The organism is Pseudomonas sp. HP_14 (assembly GCF_055283875.1).
Window position 1 is genome coordinate 19271 of sequence record NZ_JBTOQI010000045.1, and the last position, 18133, is coordinate 37403.

The 18133-nt window shown below is 57.1% G+C and carries 17 protein-coding genes; 5 read left to right on the forward strand and 12 right to left on the reverse strand.

Going from position 1 to position 18133, the window contains the following annotated elements:
• Position 1: 1 nt before the first annotated feature.
• Positions 2-988 (reverse strand): tonB-system energizer ExbB, encoded by a 987-nt coding sequence (exbB, locus tag ACYASS_RS24355; RefSeq protein ID WP_463588013.1) that lies wholly within the window; start codon positions 986-988, stop codon positions 2-4.
• Between the two features lie 214 nt (positions 989-1202).
• On the opposite strand from exbB, the gene ACYASS_RS24360 reads away from it, so the two are divergent.
• Positions 1203-2057, forward strand: a complete 855-nt coding sequence (locus ACYASS_RS24360; RefSeq protein ID WP_463588014.1) for an SDR family oxidoreductase — start codon at positions 1203-1205, stop codon at positions 2055-2057.
• Positions 2058-2325: 268 nt separating this feature from the next.
• Here the strand turns inward: ACYASS_RS24360 and ACYASS_RS24365 are convergent, their stop codons facing one another.
• The 6 genes from ACYASS_RS24365 to ACYASS_RS24390 all read right to left on the reverse strand — a co-directional run bounded on the left by ACYASS_RS24365 (position 2326) and on the right by ACYASS_RS24390 (position 7603).
• The gene (locus tag ACYASS_RS24365) at positions 2326-3060 is read right to left on the reverse strand and encodes a hypothetical protein (protein WP_243244523.1); all 735 of its coding nucleotides are present in this window, start codon (positions 3058-3060) and stop codon (positions 2326-2328) included.
• A 51-nt stretch (positions 3061-3111) separates the two neighbouring features.
• The gene (locus ACYASS_RS24370) at positions 3112-3492 is read right to left on the reverse strand and encodes a RidA family protein (RefSeq protein ID WP_122667335.1); all 381 of its coding nucleotides are present in this window, start codon (positions 3490-3492) and stop codon (positions 3112-3114) included.
• 24 nt (positions 3493-3516) lie between these two features.
• Positions 3517-5622: a bifunctional GTP diphosphokinase/guanosine-3',5'-bis pyrophosphate 3'-pyrophosphohydrolase gene (spoT, locus tag ACYASS_RS24375; RefSeq protein ID WP_087271641.1), complete on the reverse strand. Its 2106-nt coding sequence runs from the start codon at positions 5620-5622 to the stop codon at positions 3517-3519.
• A 60-nt stretch (positions 5623-5682) separates the two neighbouring features.
• Positions 5683-5946, reverse strand: a complete 264-nt coding sequence (gene rpoZ, locus ACYASS_RS24380) for a DNA-directed RNA polymerase subunit omega (RefSeq protein ID WP_002551500.1) — start codon at positions 5944-5946, stop codon at positions 5683-5685.
• 147 nt (positions 5947-6093) lie between these two features.
• Entirely contained in the window at positions 6094-6726 is a 633-nt protein-coding gene (gene gmk, locus ACYASS_RS24385; RefSeq protein ID WP_463588015.1) for a guanylate kinase, read from the reverse strand.
• A 13-nt stretch (positions 6727-6739) separates the two neighbouring features.
• Positions 6740-7603 carry a YicC/YloC family endoribonuclease gene (locus ACYASS_RS24390; protein ID WP_243244527.1) on the reverse strand — a complete coding sequence of 288 codons (864 nt, stop codon included), beginning with the start codon at positions 7601-7603 and terminating at the stop codon, positions 6740-6742.
• A gap of 288 nt (positions 7604-7891) precedes the next feature.
• On the opposite strand from ACYASS_RS24390, the gene rph reads away from it, so the two are divergent.
• Positions 7892-8614 (forward strand): ribonuclease PH, encoded by a 723-nt coding sequence (rph, locus tag ACYASS_RS24395; RefSeq protein ID WP_027900043.1) that lies wholly within the window; start codon positions 7892-7894, stop codon positions 8612-8614.
• 25 nt (positions 8615-8639) lie between these two features.
• Positions 8640-9008, forward strand: a complete 369-nt coding sequence (locus ACYASS_RS24400; RefSeq protein WP_463588016.1) for a DUF4870 domain-containing protein — start codon at positions 8640-8642, stop codon at positions 9006-9008.
• Positions 9009-9101: 93 nt separating this feature from the next.
• On the opposite strand, the gene ACYASS_RS24405 is transcribed toward ACYASS_RS24400, so the two are convergent.
• Complete coding sequence (locus ACYASS_RS24405; protein ID WP_087271629.1) at positions 9102-9881, reverse strand: exodeoxyribonuclease III; 780 nt, start codon at positions 9879-9881, stop codon at positions 9102-9104.
• Positions 9882-9963: 82 nt separating this feature from the next.
• Between ACYASS_RS24405 and pyrE the strand changes: the two genes are divergently transcribed.
• Positions 9964-10605, forward strand: a complete 642-nt coding sequence (pyrE, locus tag ACYASS_RS24410; protein ID WP_122667332.1) for an orotate phosphoribosyltransferase — start codon at positions 9964-9966, stop codon at positions 10603-10605.
• A gap of 49 nt (positions 10606-10654) precedes the next feature.
• Positions 10655-11257 (forward strand): DUF4124 domain-containing protein, encoded by a 603-nt coding sequence (locus tag ACYASS_RS24415; protein ID WP_463588017.1) that lies wholly within the window; start codon positions 10655-10657, stop codon positions 11255-11257.
• Between the two features lie 27 nt (positions 11258-11284).
• Here ACYASS_RS24415 and ACYASS_RS24420 read toward each other — a convergent pair whose 3' ends face one another.
• The 4 genes from ACYASS_RS24420 to dut form a co-directional block, all read right to left on the reverse strand.
• Positions 11285-13825 (reverse strand): hypothetical protein, encoded by a 2541-nt coding sequence (locus tag ACYASS_RS24420; RefSeq protein ID WP_463588018.1) that lies wholly within the window; start codon positions 13823-13825, stop codon positions 11285-11287.
• Between the two features lie 220 nt (positions 13826-14045).
• A complete protein-coding gene (gene argB / locus ACYASS_RS24425; RefSeq protein WP_243244534.1) occupies positions 14046-14951 on the reverse strand; it encodes an acetylglutamate kinase in 906 nt (301 codons plus the stop codon).
• 28 nt (positions 14952-14979) lie between these two features.
• Positions 14980-17577, reverse strand: coding sequence for a phosphomannomutase/phosphoglucomutase (locus tag ACYASS_RS24430; RefSeq protein ID WP_463588019.1), 2598 nt, complete (start codon positions 17575-17577; stop codon positions 14980-14982).
• 98 nt (positions 17578-17675) lie between these two features.
• Positions 17676-18131, reverse strand: coding sequence for a dUTP diphosphatase (dut, locus tag ACYASS_RS24435; RefSeq protein ID WP_463588020.1), 456 nt, complete (start codon positions 18129-18131; stop codon positions 17676-17678).
• Positions 18132-18133: the final 2 nt, after the last annotated feature.

Below are 18133 nucleotides of genomic sequence, written 5' to 3' on the forward strand. Positions count from 1 at the left end.
TTTAGCCCACCTTGACCATGTGTGGCGACTGAGAGCGGTCGGCAGTCGGCTGGTGATCGAGATCACGGCTGACCAACAGCAGAACCTGTGCAGAAGCGTCGGAAACCTGCGCCTTGTAACCGGCGATGGAGCGGGCGAAGACGTTGTAGATAACCACCGCCGGAATCGCGGCCACCAGACCCAGCGCGGTAGCCAGCAAGGCTTCGGCAATACCGGGCGCAACAACAGCCAGGTTGGTGGTCTGGGTTTTGGCGATACCGATGAAGCTGTTCATGATGCCCCATACAGTACCGAACAGACCCACGAACGGCGCCGTCGAACCGATAGTCGCGAGGACGCCGGTGCCCATGCTCATGTTGCGACCACAAGCGGCAACCAGACGCTCCAGACGGAAGCTCACACGCTCCTTGATACCTTCACGTTCGCGGCTGTTTACCGACAAACGCATCTCTTCCATCGCGTCATGTACCAGCAGGTTAGCCAGCGTACCTTCTTTGGCAGCGCTTTCACTGGCTTCGGACAGGGTACGAGCCTTTTTCAGGTTGGCGATTTCAGTACGCAGGCGACGCTTGGCGCCCAGCAATTCGAAACCCTTGGCGATCCAGATAGTCCAGGTAATGATCGATGCAATCGCGAGGCCGATCATTACGGCCTTAACGATGATGTCGGCATTCTGGTACATGCCCCAAGGCGACAGGTCATGCGACATGCCGAGGCTGTTATCCTCTGGCTCGACGATCGCCGGGCCTTCAACCGGTGCCGCGCCGTCCTGAGCAACCGGTGCAGTAGTTTCCGCCGACGGCGCAGTGGTCGTAGCCGGTGCGGTGACTGGAGCCGGCGAGGTTGCCGGACTGGCTGGAGCAGCCTGGCCAGCGAGTGCAGCAGGAGCAAGCATCAGGCTCAGCAGCAGTGCTGCGATACCACGCCATGCACGGTGCGGCAGGCTGGGTAGCTGGGTTGGCGAAGCGGAGGAGGTAGTACGTGTCATGCTGGCCGGACCTGAGTAAAGAAAATGTGGGTCGCTCTGCTACGTCGCGCGTTGCGTTCGACGTCTGGAGGAGAACAAACGGGCCGGTATTATTGCAAGTAATTCTTGTTAACAAAAGTAATAGAGTAACTTTTTTCGTCCAAATGCGGCCCTCCGATCAGCTTTCAGGCCCGATCCGGCGTTCGCGCCCCGCCTTTTTATGTGGAGATTCGACATGCAAGCCCCCTCTGTTCTGATTGCTGGATGCGGCGATGTTGGAAGCCGGTTAGCCCTCCAGTTGCTCCCCTTGGGATGGGTTGTTCACGGCTTGCGGCGCAATATTTCCCGCCTGCCAGAAGGCGTGAAAGGTGTGGCTGGCGATCTTTTCCAACCAACAATTCCGCCCAACTGGCCCAACACCGCAATTGACTATCTGGTGTATTGCGCAACGCCCACGGAGCGCGACGAGACTGGCTATCGCGCTGCCTATGTCGAAGGCTTGCAGCGAGTGCTCCACTGGGCCGAAGAACAGGGGCAACACCCCAAACGCATCATTTTCGTGTCGAGCAGCAGCGTCTATGGTCAGCAAAACGGCGAATGGGTCGATGAAACATCAGCAACCGACGCGAGTACTTTCTCGGGCAAGATCATGCTGGAAGCCGAGCAAACCGCCCTCAATAGCGGCATACCCGCCAGCATCGTGCGCCTGACTGGTATCTATGGCCCAGGCCGAAGCGATCTGTCCAACAGGGTGCGCCAAGGCTACAGTGTGGCGATCGATCCGCCTTTATATGGCAACCGTATCCATTCCGACGATGCCGCCGGGTTGCTGGCTTATCTTCTGAACGCAGACGCGCAGGGCGCGGAGCTTGAGGATTGCTACATCGGTGTGGATGACGCACCTGCGCCACTGGCGGAAGTCGTGCAGTGGATGCGCGAATATCTGGACGTGACGCAGTGGGCGGAGAACTCCAGCCTGCGCCGCTCCGGCAGCAAACGATGCAGTAATGGCAGAGCCCGGGCGCTCGGCTGGGCACCCAGGTATCCGACTTATAAGGAAGGGTATGAGGCGTTGCTGGGGTCTGATTGAGCAGTGATTCTTGTGGAGCCGCCCCCGAGCCTCTGACACCACGTTGTCGCGAACCAAACGTTGGACTGTAGGAGCTCACCGAGGTTACGAGGCCAGCGATGGCGGTGTATCAGATAAACCGCTATCGCCGGCCTCGTAACCTCGGTGAGCTATCTACAGGATCTGGATCAACTCTGAAAATTGCATCTTGCTGGCGAGACTCGGGACCTGAATAGACTGGCCTTGGGCCTCGCCAACAAATGGCTCCTACAGAAAACTGTGTTGCCGATCAATTCAACTCAAGCAACCAGCGACGCGGGCCAGGGCGAAGCTCTGGCATCTGGTCGGCTTCCGCCGCGTTGACGGCCTGGAAAATCTCCAGTTGCTTGCCTTTGCGAGAGAAAATCCACGGGTTGCCCTGCTCGTTCTTCTCCAGCCACATGCTGTCGTACTCACCGCTCATGGCAGCGCAATCGCCAGCCAGGCACAACGCGTACCGGTCATTTTCCGGCAAGCCCTGAATACTGCCATCCGGCTTGAACTGCACGGTATTGCCCTGACCGTCGCCACTGACAATGGTCCATTTGCCACCCATGTAGGCGCCATACAGCGCAGCTTCGAAGCTTGAGCCGGTCGGCGCACCTTCGGCGGCAGGGGTTTTCGGCTGTTCGAAACGCTGCTCCGGACCCGACTCACTGGCCGCCTGGATCAGCTCGTCGCCCTTGACCTGCAGGTCTTCGACGAAGTTGTAGTAGTCGATGCGCAGTTTGCCATTGGCAGCGCTGGTGATTTTACCTTCACCCACTTCAAAACCATTGGAATACAACGCCTGACTGGTTTTGGTATCGATCTGCCATTCCAGGTTAGGGCCATTGGCTAGCAGTGCCTGGCGCAGATTGTCGCCTTTTACGGCAGCTTCAATGGCCGCTTGATTGATCCAGGTACCGTCAGGGTTGCGATCAGCGTGGCTGGCACAGCCGCTCAAAAATACGGCCGTCAGCGAGAGGGCAAGCGCAAAGCGCATAGCAGGTCCTTCCTTAATCAGCTGCGGCGGGGCGTTAACCCCGCAAGGTTTTTAGTCGATGACGAGAATAGCGTCCATTTCGACCTGTGAACCGCGTGGCAAGGCAGCCACGCCAATGGCTGCGCGAGCCGGGTACGGCTGCTCGAAATACTTGCCCATGATCTCGTTGACCTTGGCGAAGTTGCCCAGGTCCGTCAGGAAGATGTTCAGCTTGACGATGTCCTTGAACGAGCCGCCCGCAGCTTCGGCAACCGACTTCAGATTCTCAAAGACCTGGACGACCTGGGCTTCGATGCCTTCAACCAGTTCCATGGTTTTAGGGTCGAGTGGAATTTGCCCGGACATGTAGACGGTATTGCCAGCTTTGATCGCCTGAGAGTAAGGGCCGATGGCCGCAGGGGCTTTGTCGCTGGTGATTACGGTCTTGGTCATGAAGAACTCCTGTTGAGTGATTGGCTACGCACGCATGCGGGTGATTCGAATGACCCCGGCCAAGGCGCGCAGTTTTCGGATGACTCGGGCCAGATGTACACGGTCATGCACGCTGACCACCAGTTGGACAACGCTGATACGACCATCGCGCTCGTCCATACTGATCTTTTCGATATTGCCGTCAGCCGCGTTGACACTGCTGGCCAGCAGGGCGATCAGGCCGCGTTGATGCTCAAGCTCAACGCGCAGCTCGACGTTGAATTCGCCGGTAACGTCCTTGGCCCAGGAAAGCTGGATGCATTTTTCCGGGTTATGGCGGATTTCGCTGATGTTGCGACAATTGTCCAGATGCACAACCATGCCTTTGCCAGCCGACAGGTGCCCAACGATAGGATCGCCCGGGATCGGAGTACAGCATTTGGCATAACTGAGCACCAGGCCTTCAGTACCGCGAATCGCCAGCGGGCCTTCTGTGCTTGGCAACTGCTCGCCTTCGCCCAGCAGCCGACGAGCGACCACATACGCCATGCGGTTGCCCAGGCCGATATCTTCGAGGAGGTCTTCGATGACCTCGACCCGGTATTCGGCGAGCACCAGTTGCACGCGCTCGGCGGAGATTTTTTCCAGACTGCTTTCGAAGCCGTTCAATACCTTGTTGAGCAGACGCTCGCCCAGGCTGATCGACTCGGAGCGACGCTGCAGTTTGAGCGCGTGACGAATGTGGGTACGTGCCTTGCCGGTGACGACGAAGTTCAGCCACGCCGGATTCGGACGCGCACCCGGCGCACTGACGATTTCCACCGTCGAACCGCTCTGCAACGGTTCGGAGAGCGGCGCCAGGCGACGATTGATCCGACATGCGATGCAGCTGTTGCCCACATCAGTGTGCACGGCATAAGCAAAGTCGACCGCTGTGGAGCCTTTAGGCAGCTCCATGATTCGGCCTTTGGGCGTGAATACATAGACCTCGTCCGGGAACAGGTCGATTTTCACGCTCTCGATAAATTCCAGCGAGTTACCGGCACGCTGCTGCATTTCCAGCACGCCTTTGACCCATTGACGGGCGCGGGCATGAGTGCCCTTGGGCACTTCGTCATCCGAGGATTTGTACAGCCAGTGCGCGGCGATCCCGTTGTTGGCCATCTCTTCCATTTCCCGTGTACGGATCTGGATTTCAATGGGCACGCCATGCATGCCGAACAACGTGGTGTGCAACGACTGATAGCCGTTGGCTTTGGGGATCGCGATGTAGTCCTTGAAGCGGCCGGGCAGGGGTTTGTACAAATTATGCACAGCGCCCAGCACTCGGTAGCAGGTGTCGACCTTGTCGACGATGATACGGAACGCGTAGACATCCATGATTTCATTGAAGGCGCGACGCTTGCCGCGCATCTTCTTGTAGATGCCGTACAGGTGTTTCTGCCGCCCGCTGACCTCGCCTTCGATTTCATCAACCGCCAGACAATGGCTCAGGGACTCTTCAATCTTGTTGACCAGCTCTTTGCGATTGCCTCGGGCGCGCTTGACCGCCTGACCAATTCGCGAGGAGCGCATCGGGTACATGGCCTTGAAGCCGAGGTCTTCGAACTCAATACGGATACTGTGCATACCCAGCCGGTTGGCGATGGGTGCATAGATTTCCAGCGTTTCCTTGGCAATGCGTCGGCGTTTTTCCCCGGACAACACCTCAAGCGTGCGCATGTTGTGCAGGCGATCAGCGAGCTTGACCAGGATCACGCGGATGTCGCGAGCCATGGCCATGGCCATCTTCTGGAAGTTTTCTGCCTGGGCTTCGGCCTTGGTCTCGAAATTCATCTGGGTCAGTTTGCTGACCCCGTCGACCAATTCGGCCACCGTCTCTCCAAACTGTGCGCAGAGCGCTTCCTTGGCGATACCGGTGTCTTCAATGACGTCATGCAGCATGGCAGCCATCAGGCTTTGATGGTCCATGTGCATGTCGGCAAGGATATTCGCCACTGCAAGAGGATGCGTGACGTAAGCTTCGCCGCTGCGACGGCGTTGGCCGTCGTGGGCTTGCTCGGCGTAGAAATACGCGCGGCGGACCAGGTTTACCTGTTCCTTGCCGAGGTAGGTCGAAATGCGATCGGCGAGGGCGTCTATGCTCGGCAAGGCGCTACCCCCTGCCAATGGCTTTTACCCTGCGCCGTACTACGTCGACCCGGCATAGGCTTAGACGGCCTCGTTGGACTCGTCCTCGAATGCCGCGAACAGTGGTTCATCTTCAACGATTTCAGCTTCTGCGATTACAGCGTAATCCATCAGGCCAGCTGCGATTTCGCGCAGTGCCATAACGGTAGGCTTGTCATTTTCCCACGCCAGCTTTGGTTCTTTGCCGCCGGTTGCCAGTTGACGAGCACGCTTTGTAGAGAGCATGACCAGCTCAAAGCGGTTATCCACGTGTTCTAGGCAGTCTTCAACGGTTACGCGGGCCATGGGTATTCCTCGTAGCAAATGCGGATGCGCGATGCCCGGATGGGCGAGCGGACTCGGTAGTTTACAAGCTGCAAGCCATAAGCTTCAAGCGCCAAGCCACGAGCGGTCTTATTTAGCTCGTAGCCCGGGTTGCCCAAAGGTCGATTTTCAGGCCAGCAATTGCTCAAGCAGACCGCTAAAACGCTGCTGCTGATGAGCTTCGGTCAACAGGTTAGCCCTGAAAATAGCCTTGAGGTCTTCCAGCGCCTCAGCGAAGTCATCATTGATCACGACGTAATCGTAATCCTTGTAATGGCTCATTTCGCTGACAGCTTCACGCATTCGGCCCTCGATGATTTCATCGCTGTCGGTACCACGATTGGTCAGACGCTGACGCAACGCCTGCTGGGTAGGCGGCAGAATGAAGATCGAGCGGGCATCAGGCATGACCTTGCGAACCTGCTCTGCACCTTGCCAGTCAATTTCCAGAATCAGGTCATGACCTTCGTCCAGCGTCTGCTGCAAGTGGCTTTGGGAAGTGCCATACATGTTGCCGAAAACTTCTGCCTGCTCGAGAAAATCACCGTGCTCGATCATGCGCACAAATTCGGCACGATCGACAAAGTGATAGTTCACACCGTCCACTTCGCCCGGGCGCATGGCGCGGGTTGTGTGCGAAACGGAGACGCGAATTTCCGGCTGCGAGCTCGACTGAGCATCGACCAAAGCCTTGACCAGGCTGGTCTTGCCCGCGCCAGAAGGGGCAGAAACGATATACAGGGTGCCAGTGCTGTGTGTCATGTGGGGATTAGCCTTACTCAATATTCTGTACTTGTTCGCGCATTTGCTCGATCAACACTTTGAGGTTGACCGCAGCCTGGGTGCTACGCGGATCGAAAGCTTTGGAGCCCAGGGTGTTGGCTTCGCGGTTGAGTTCCTGCATCAGGAAGTCCAGACGGCGCCCAGCCTGCCCACCTGCCTTGAGCACGCGACGCACTTCAGTGACATGCGTACTGAGGCGATCCAGTTCTTCGGCCACATCACTCTTCTGGGCCAGCAGCACCATTTCCTGCTCCAGACGCTGCGGATCAAGCTCGGCCTTCATGTCGGCGAAGCGATCCAGCACCTTCTGGCGCTGGGTTGCAAGCATCTGGGGAACCAGGGTTTTCAGGGTCGCCACTTCGCTGGTAATGGAATCCAGACGATCATTCAGCAGTTTGGCCAGATCCGCGCCTTCGCGACCGCGACCGTTTTTCAGTTCGGCCAAGGCTTCGGTAAACAGCGTCAGGGCTTCTTTGTTCAAGGCCTGCGGGTCGCTGGCATCCCCCACCAGTACGCCGGGCCATGCCAGTACTTCCAATGGATTCAGAGCGGCAGGCTGCTTGATCAGGCTGGCGACGATTTCCGCTGCCGCGACCAGTTGCCCGGCGCGCTCGCGATCAACCTGCAAGGGTTTGCCCGCCGTTTCTTCAGTAAAACGCAATGTGCATTCCACCTTACCGCGGGACAAGCCCTGGCGCAGCGCTTCACGAATTGCGCTTTCGAGATCACGAAAGGACTCCGGCAGCCGCAAGTGCGGCTCCAGATAGCGATGATTGACTGAGCGTAGTTCCCAGCTCAGTGTGCCCTGAGTGCTGGCCCGTTCGACCCGGGCAAAAGCCGTCATGCTGTGGACCATGGGAAATACCTCTGAAATCCGGTGAACAGAACGTGTCGTGATCAGCGATGACTGCATGTCACGAAAATACGAGAGTCTGTAGAGGCGCAGGATTGTAGCGCAGTGCAGCGAATGCTCCCAATCAACGAATATGACAAGCGATGCATGGCTTTTACTCAAGACTGAAAAAGCCCGGATCAGAGCCTTGCCAGGCCTTCGGATTCGCATCCTCTGGTTTTAGATGTGCCCAGCGCCGACTTGCGCCTCTATAATGCTCGGCAGTTTTCCGTCTCAGTACAGGTATCCCAGATGAAACGTCCAAGTGGTCGCGCCGCCGATCAGCTCCGCTCGATCCGCATCACCCGCAACTACACCAAACACGCCGAGGGTTCTGTACTGGTCGAGTTTGGTGACACCAAAGTGATCTGCACGGTCAGCGTCGAGAACGGCGTGCCACGCTTCCTCAAGGGCCAGGGCCAAGGCTGGCTGACTGCCGAGTACGGCATGCTGCCGCGCGCCACCGGCGAACGTAACCAGCGCGAAGCCAGCCGTGGCAAACAGGGTGGCCGCACCCTGGAAATCCAGCGTTTGATCGGTCGCTCCCTGCGCGCAGCACTGGATATGTCCAAACTGGGCGACGTGACACTGTATGTCGATTGCGACGTGATCCAGGCTGATGGCGGCACTCGCACTGCCTCTATCACAGGCGCCATGGTTGCCTTGGTTGATGCGCTGAAAGTCATCAAGAAGCGTGGCGGCCTTAAAGGCGGCGACCCACTCAAGCAAATGATCGCAGCGGTATCGGTTGGCATGTACCAGGGTGAGCCGGTTCTCGACCTCGACTACCTTGAAGACTCCGCAGCCGAGACCGACCTCAACGTGGTCATGACCAGCTCGGGCGGCTTCATTGAAGTTCAGGGCACTGCCGAAGGCGCACCGTTCCAGCCTGAAGAGCTCAATGCCATGCTGGCACTGGCTCAAAAAGGCATGACTGAACTGTTTGAGTTGCAGACCGCCGCACTGGCAGACTGATTCAGGCAGCAAGCAGGAGACGAATATGAGTGACAGCCAACCGCCGGTTCCAGGCCCCGGCCCGGAAGTTCGCCAATGGGCGATGTTCTGTCACTTTGCCGCGTTTCTCGGGATGATGTTCCCTTTTGGCAACATTTTGGGCCCACTGATTCTGTGGCAGCTCAAGAAGGATACGGACCCGTTTATCGATGCTCAGGGCAAGGAAGCGCTGAATTTTCAGATCACCGTTTCATTAGCGATGATCGCGTGCGTCTTTCTGATGCTAGTGCTTGTTGGCTTTGCGTTGATAGGCCTCGTGGCCGCTGGCGCACTGGTCCTGACGATCATTGCTGGCATCAAGGCCAACGAAGGCGTGGCGTATCGGTATCCGTTTACGTGGCGACTGGTTAAATAAGCACCGTTGCACCGCTCCCGCAGGGGATCGCGCCTACTTCGCGAACAACAAAAAAGCCGACACGAAGTCGGCTTTTTTTGTGGGCGATGGACTCTAGATCGTTAGCGTCCAGTCGTAGTCCACTACCAGCGGTGCGTGTTGCGAGAAGCGCGGTTGACGCGGCAGACGCGCACTGCGCACGAAGCGACGCAGGCCCGGCGTCAGCAACTGATAGTCAAAGCGCCAGCCGAGATTGAGCATCTCTGCCTGTTCGCTATCCGGCCACCAGCTGTACTGATCACCTTCACGGCTGACTTCACGCAGGGCATCAACGTAGCCCATGGTGCCGACAATCTCATCCATCCAGGCACGCTCAGGCGCCAGAAAGCCAGGAGATTGCTGGCTGTCACGCCAGTTCTTGATGTCGAGCTTCTGTTGGGCCACGTACAAAGAGCCGCAATAGATGTACTCACGACGCTTGCGCCGTTGCTTGTCCAGGTATTTGCCGAAGTCGTCCATTAGCTTGAATTTCTGATTCAAGTCTTCATCGCCGTTCATTCCCGAAGGAAGCAGCAATGTGGCAATACTGAGTTTGTCGAAATCTGCCTGCAGGTAACGCCCGTAGCGGTCGGCTGTTTCAAAGCCAAGACCGCTGATTACCGCCTTCGGTTGCAACCGCGAGTAAAGCGCCACGCCACCTTGGGCCGGAACTTCAGCTTCGCACGCATAAAGGAAATAGCCATCCAGCTGATAAGCTGGGTCGTCCAGTTCGAAGGCGGATGCGCGGGTGTCCTGAAGGCAGATGACGTCGGCATTCTGAGCTTGCAGCCAACTGAGCAAACCGCGCTCGACTGCCGCCTGAATGCCATTTACGTTCACACTGATGATCCGCATAAATGGCCCCAAAAATCACGTGCGTGTATGATACCCGAGCTCTACCTAATTAGCTAAATCCGTGGTATTCGGGGCTTTTTTCATGCAGGCGTATCAGCGCGATTTCATTCGTTTTGCCATCGATCGTGGGGTTTTGCGGTTCGGTGAATTCACTCTCAAGTCCGGGCGGACCAGCCCGTACTTCTTCAATGCCGGCCTGTTCAACAGTGGTTCGGCCCTTGCGCAGCTAGGTCGTTTCTACGCCGCAGCGGTAGTCGAGAGCGGCATTTCCTTCGATGTTCTGTTCGGTCCAGCCTATAAGGGGATTCCTCTGGCGGCCGCGACAGCCGTGGCGCTGGCCGAACATCATGACCGCGATTTGCCCTGGTGCTTCAACCGCAAGGAAGCCAAGGCACACGGCGAGGGCGGCAGTCTGGTTGGCGCCCCATTGACCGGTAATGTGCTGATCATCGACGACGTGATCACTGCAGGCACCGCGATCCGTGAGGTCATGCAGATCATCAAAGGTCAGGAAGCGACAGCGGCGGGCGTGCTGATTGCACTCAACCGTCAGGAGCGTGGTAACGGCGAGCTTTCGGCGATTCAGGAAGTAGAGCGAGACTTCGGGATACCGGTGGTCAGCATCGTATCTTTGAATCAAGTCCTGGAATTCCTTGCCGACGATCCACAACTCAAGCAGCATCTGCCTGCAGTGGAAGCTTACAGGGCACAGTTCGGGATCTAGGGAGATTCATGTCCGCTGACATTCGGATTGAGATATCAAGGAGCGTTGAATGACCAGGCCGGGCTTTATCTGCTTGCTGTTGGCCCTTGTTATCAGTCCGTTTGCAGCGACGCATGCCGCAGAGACCCCGCAACCTCTGCTTTATCGCTACGTCGACAGTCGCGGCGTGACCGTGCTGGATCGTCAGGGTGTACCGCCTGAATACGTTGCCAAAGGCTATGAAGTGCTCAACGCCCAAGGCCGTGTGGTGCAAGTGGTACCCCCGCCTCCAACCGCCGATGAGATCCATCAGGCTCAGGCGAAAAAAGCACAGGCGAATGCCGACGCGCAATTGCTCAACCTTTACAGCAATGTCGAGGATGTTGATCGCGCCAAAGCCCGCAAACTGTCCGAGCTGGATGCCTTGATTGCCTTGGCGCAAGGCAACCTCAAAGGCCTCAACACACAGCAGGCCACACTACAGGGTCAGGCTGCGGATCTGGAGCGTGCCGGTAAAACCGTGCCCCAATCACTCATCGAGCAGATGAGTGACCTTAGGGATCAGCAACACAACCTCGACCTGAACATACAGCGCTATCAACAGGCACGGGCTCAGGCCGACACAGCATTCACCCAGGACCGCGCGCGCATTCAGCGACTGACGGGGCCCTGAGTTTCCAGCTCAAACTCTATAACCTGCTCAGCCCGCAGAGGCCACTGGCAGGGAGTCTCCCTCCAGCGCCGGACCGTATGGATAACCGGACAGAGTATTGATGAGGTACGTCCTAACAGAACCATCAGCCGCTGGAAAGTCACGTACCGGCACATCAGAAACACCATTGATCTTCGCCAGCAACCTGTCGCCCACCGCGATGGGGCGCCACTTATTCGAGCTTGCGGCGGACTCAAGGCCATTGATGTAGGCAAACTCCCCTGGACGGCCTAACGTTTGACCGACGGCTTCGTGGAGTTTGTAGGTCGACTTGAGCAGTAAAGCCGAGACACCGGCGACGCCCCCCCATCGATAGAGAAACCCTTCGAACGGATTCAAACCGCTCACATAAGAGGCACCCGAGCGGGAGATGAACTTGCTGGTCAGCGTCGCGAACGCTGGAAGACTACGACTGACCGCAGGCGCACCAGCGTTCATAGCCAACGAAACGAAGCCTTTGGCAAACTTGAAGGCCGGTGACGCCAGAATCAAGCCGACATCGATCACACAGGCCAGAGTGGGTGACTCATCATTGACCACTGCATTAACGCAGCTAAGTCCCGGGATAAGGGTCGCCATCATGCGCAACACCGGCGGATAGTTTGCGGTGACGAACTCAGAACCCGTTTGCCCCCTGTGCACCTTGAACTCGGTTTCCTTATCAAAAAATAGATTCTTGGCGGCAACTCGTTCGCCCAGACTTTCAATCCGGGGGGTCGACAACGGGCTGGCTGAAGGCGACGGGACGCTGCTGGGAACGCCATAGTTGATATGGCGAGGTATCACGCGGCTCATCGTGTCAGGCCGAGGGGGCTGCGGTTCAGCGTAGGCCTCCCAATCGAGAGACAAGCTCACAGCCGCCCGACGCACCTCGCTCCCAACGCGTGCAACCAGGCCGCCATTAGGCAAGGGAGGCAGATCAGCACGTCGCTGCACGATTCCCAGCAAAGGGAATATTTCGTACGCAAAAACGAGACTATTGTGCCGACACACGATAATAAACCCGGCTCGGCCCTGCCTGAGCTCGCGATCACGCGGTGTTTCTTTATCGAGCGCTATTTCGGTCTCCTGCTCCAGCAGATAGAGATCAACTCTGCCATGTTCAATAGCCAGCCTGTCGGAGTAAGGAATTTCGGCAACCAGTATTTCCACCAGGCAGGAATAAGCCGCCTGTACCTCTCGGCTGTAGCGATCAAAAGCTTCCTTATACATCGCGTTGACATCAATGCCTTTAAGCAGCTCGACCTGCTCTGCGTATATTTTTTTCCAGTAAACCTCGTCAGGTGGAACTGCCGGTTCGAACTTATCCATTCCATCTATCAAATATCCCGCGATGAACACGTCGACCAGATAGAACTCACCGGAGGGAGTCGAAGGCGAGGGGTTTCTTAATGAATATTCAACTCGCGTCCAGAAAGCCGTGGGTCGCATGCGCAGGTGCAAAAGGGTCCTGGAGTAGTCCCACCCTAGCGCCTCATTGAATGCCTTTAAACCGATGGCCATCCGGTTCGGGATCTTGCTCAACAGCGCATTAATTGCAGCCACAACCTTGTGCTGGCGCTGATCGAAGGCCGCCATAGCCTTTTGGATTTTAGCGGTGCCGTACACTGATGAGGCATTGGCAGATACAACATTGTTGGCGATAGCCCACTGCAGCACCGGGGCAATACGTGTCTGGACGATGATGTCCCGCTCGCTGTCAGTTGCCGAGTGCCCCATCTTGAGGGGCAAATCCATTAGCTGCTCGTAGTCCAGAGTCTGTGACATACCCGGAACAAGCGCTTCAGCAAGTGCAACACCATGAGCGTAGTTAACCCAGACACCGTTGCCGTAACGCAGCGCCTTGGGCGCTCCCTTCACGAACCACTCAGGAGCCGTCGGCGCCAGGATCAATGCGGCCAGACGGGCCGAACTTCTTGAACGCCCTCCCTGTACGTTGCGCAATCTCCACGAAAGAAGGCCCTCAAACTCTTCCTGAATATCGGGTAACGGCCGCCCCCAATTTTCTGCTTTGCCGAACTCATATCCGACGATATATCCAGGCTTACGATGTGCCAACGGATCCAGCTCAAGGATCAGGGCCTTCCAGGTCAGTTGCCTGGCAATCATCGGGTCAACAGATTCGTTATCTGCCGCCCCAAACCAACCCAATACTGTATTCAGTCGGCGACCTATAGCCTGACCGTGTTCGCTGCTTAACATATCGTCCAGCATCTGCTTGAGCTGCCTGTCAGACAGGCTCTCAGCAGTGCCATCAGTCAAAAGTCCCCAGGACAACAACTGCAGCAGGCTCGTCAGTTCAAATTCAACGGCAGCCACGCCACTGCCTTGAGCCTCAAGGATAGGTATTGCCTCTAGCCGGGTTGCTGCACTTTGCTCTTGCACATAAGCACGAACGGTTGTCTGGATCAGCTCCAATTGGACCGGGCTTAGCAGTGGCGTCAACGCATTCACTCCATCCCCCCGCTGGGGCTGAGCCTCTTGCTGTGATGTGGTTGATGGTGAAACAGGGTTGATAGGCGTGTTCATCTAGATGTTCTCGATATGAGGAAAGTCTCCCGACGTTCCCCCAATCGCGAACAAAAGGTATGCAGGCCATTTCAACGACTACGCAGCGGTATTTCGTCTATCTGGGTCAGGGATTTCGTTTAACACCCCGGTCACTCCTACAGCTCCATGTTTGCTACACGACAGACATAAAAAAGCCCCACCGGAGACCGGCAGGGCTTTGATGAAGCGTAGCGCTTGATCAGTGACGTTTGCGGTTGCTGATCAAGGTACCCACACCAGTGTCGGTGAAGATTTCCAGCAGCACCGCATTCGGTACTCGACCGTCAATGATGTGCGAGGTAGTCACACCGCCTTGCACCGCCTCCAGCGCGCATTTGATCTTCGGCAGCATACCGCCGTAGATCGTGCCATCGGCAATCAGGCCGCTGACCTGCTCGGTGGTCAAGCCGGTCAGTACCTGGCCTTGCTTGTCCATCAGGCCGGCAATGTTGGTCAGCAGCATCAGCTTTTCAGCCTTGAGGGCTTCAGCGACTTTGCCTGCCACCAAGTCGGCGTTGATGTTGTAGGACTCACCGTCAGCGCCCACGCCAATCGGCGCGATCACCGGGATGAAATCACCTTTTACCAGCATGTTCAGCAGGTCGGTGTTGATGCCAACCACTTCGCCAACATGGCCGATATCAATGATTTCAGGCTTGGTCATTTCAGGTGTCTGACGTGTAACGGTCAGGCGTTTGGCGCGAATAAGCTCCGCGTCTTTACCGGTCAGGCCGATGGCGCTGCCGCCATGACGGTTGATCAGGTTGACGATGTCCTTGTTGACCTGGCCGCCCAGAACCATTTCCACCACATCCATGGTTTGCGAGTCGGTGACCCGCATACCATCGATGAAGTGACTCTCGATCGACAACCGCTTGAGCAGATCGCCGATCTGAGGCCCCCCGCCGTGAACCACCACCGGGTTGATGCCAACAGCCTTCATCAACACGATGTCGCGCGCAAAGCCGGTTTTCAGCTCGTCGCTCTCCATGGCGTTACCGCCGTACTTGATCACCAGCGTTTTGCCAACAAAACGGCGAATGTATGGCAGCGCTTCGGACAATACTTTGGCGACGTTGGCGGCGGAATCACGTTCGAGGGTCATTCAAGGCTCCAGTCAAAGGAAAAAACAATCAGAACGGAAGTTGAAGGTCCGGCGCAACCTTTTTCAGTTCGGCGTGGAAGACATCCTTGATGCGTTGCAGCTCAGCTTCGGTTTCGGCCTCGAAACGCAGCACCAGTACCGGTGTTGTGTTGGAAGCGCGAACCAGACCCCAGCCCTTCGGATAGTCCACTCGCACGCCGTCAATGGTGGTCAACTTGGCATCGCCCCACTGAGCATCTTTCTCCAGAGCTTCTATGATGCTGAACTTGGTGGTATCAGTCACTTTGATGTTGATTTCAGGCGTCGAAATGTCGTTCGGGAAGGTCTCGAACAGGTCTTCAGCCGATTGCGACTCCTGACTGAGGATTTCCAGCAAGCGCGCAGCACTGTAAATACCGTCGTCAAAACCGAACCAACGCTCTTTGAAGAAGATGTGGCCGCTCATTTCGCCCGCGAGCAGCGCGCCGCTTTTCTTCATCTCTTTCTTGATCAACGAATGGCCGGTCTTCCACATTACCGGGCGGCCGCCATGCTTTTGAATCAGAGGCGTCAGCCGGCGGGTGCATTTGACGTCGAAGATAATGTCGGCGCCTGGATTGCGCTTGAGTACGTCCAGTGCGAACAACATCAACAGACGGTCCGGATACACTACATTGCCTTTGTTGGTCACAACGCCAACACGGTCGCCGTCGCCGTCGAAGGCCAGACCCAGATCGGCGCCTGTTTCATTGACCTTGGCGATCAGGTCCTGCAGGTTTTCCAGCTTGCCCGGATCAGGGTGGTGGTTAGGGAAGTTACCGTCGACCTCTGCGAACAGCGAGATGACTTCGCAACCCAGCGCTTCAATGAGCTGTGGAGCGATAACACCAGCCGCGCCGTTACCGCAGTCCACCACGACTTTCAGCTTGCGGGCCATAACGATGTCATCTTTGATCTGCTTGAAGTAGCGATCAAGGATGTCGACCTTGGTGATGCTGCCTTTTGCCGAAGTCAGGTTGCCGGTCTTGATACGCTCATGCAGCGCCTGGATCTGCTCGTTGGCCAGAGTATCGCCCGCGATGACGATCTTGAAGCCGTTGTAATCCTTGGGGTTGTGGCTGCCGGTCAGCATCACACCGGTCTTGCCAGCCAGCACGTTGGCGGCGTAATACAAGGCGGGCGTTGGCACCAGGCCAACATCGCTGACGTGACAACCGCTGTCGTGCAGGCCTTGAATCAATTGCTGCACCAGCTCCGGACCGGAGAGGCGTCCGTCACGACCAACGCTGACGTTGGGCTCATTCTGCGCCAGGCTCTCGGAGCCAATAGCGCGACCAATCCAATAGGCCGTTTCGGCGCTAAGGGTGTCGCCCACGATGCCGCGAATGTCATAGGCGCGGAAAATATCGTCAGGAAATTTTGGTGCCACGGATGCTGGACTGCTCATAACTGGGGGGTGCTCCGATCTCAGGAAGTCCTGGTTTTCGTCGAGGATGTCGATATCGAGAATGTCGGTATCTTGAAACAGCGGATCGGTCCAGGCGCCGCCAGTGGCAGAGCGTGGACCCGATGCTGAAGCACTACGTGTCTTTGAATCGGTCTTATTGAAGCCGGGAGCCAAGCCTGACTCATCCTTCTTATCAACGATTTCCGTTACCGGTTGTTGAAGGGAAGGTGAAAAACAGGCGAGACGTCTAGCCAGCCCATTGAGGACCGGCAGGCCCAAACCGAAGGGTTTGACGGCTTTTCCGCTGGAGAGTTCTTGAAGCAGTTGATCCAGTTGTCGGACATCGGCGCAAATGTGCCGTTGTAGAGCCCTTTCGTTGAGGTAAAGCCCCAGTAAAACACCCGCGAGCGCAACCAATACAGCCAGCGTCAGCAGCACCCATGGCGGCGAAAAATCCAGAGCCGGACCGGGTGTGAACTCCAGTTTCCAGTTTGCATAACCGGTATCCAGCCGTTGCGGTTTAGCGCCATCCGCTTCGCCTCGCTGCAGCAAAACCTGCTCGGGACCATTACCAAACTGCTGGATCAAACGTATTCGGCCCGTGGACTCGGGCAAGGCAGGCAACGCATTGAGCAAGCGCTGCGGATCGAAGGCCAGCAACAGTGTGCCGCTGACAGGCGCGGCCGGATCAGAGCGCAACGGCGCGGCGCTGTAAATCATCCAGCGATCGCCCACTGCGCGAGCCTCAGGCACTGGATGCTCACCGCTTGCAGCTTTGTTGAGCATGTCCAATGTGGAGAAGCTGACAGGCAATGCGCCTTTAGTGTCGATATCCGACATGCCTAAAGGGTTGAGACGCGCGCCCAGCACACCGTCGCGAAACCGCAGCCGGTTTTGTGCCTCTTCAATCAGGGAAGGGTTACCGCTCTGCAGGGCTTGCGCCAATACAGGATCATGGGCAGCGGCCTGCGTCTCGGCGTCAATCTGCTTCAGCGCTTGAGCCACCGACGACGCCTGGCTGCTACCCCAGGCTTGTTCCAGATGCTCACGCCCCTGTGGATTGCTGGTCAGCGCGAGATAGACCAGAGCGCTGGCAATGATCAAGGCGGCGAGCGCGGGGACAAGTCCTGGCGAGAGCGCAGTCAGACTCGCTGCGGCAGGTTGGGTATCGAACACTTCATGCTGTTGGCTGCCTTGCACCTGAACGCTCCCAGGTCATTCATCCTGAAACTGGACAGTCACTTACTCGATACCGAGTAGCCATGAGGCTACCGGGTATCGAGTTATCGGCTCAAAGGTCAGTGGCTACCTGAATGACCGAAACCGCCAGCACCGCGTTGGCTTTCGTCGAACTCGTCAACCAGTTCGAAGTGCGCTTGCACCACCGGCACCAGCACCAGTTGGGCAATGCGCTCGCCAATGGAAATATTGAAAGCGGTCTGCCCGCGATTCCAGCAGGAGACCATCAGTTCGCCTTGGTAATCGGAGTCGATCAGACCTACCAGATTGCCCAGCACAATGCCGTGTTTGTGACCCAGCCCGGAACGCGGCAGGATCAGAGCCGCCAGCCCCGGATCACCGATGTAGATCGACAGACCGGTCGGGATCAACAGCGTCTGGCCTGGCTCCAGGACAGTGTCCTCTTTGAGCATGGCGCGCAGGTCGAGCCCGGCGGAGCCAACGGTGGCATAGGCCGGCAAAGGAAATTCGCTGCCAATGCGAGGGTCGAGGATCTTGGCTTGTAGAGCGTGCATTC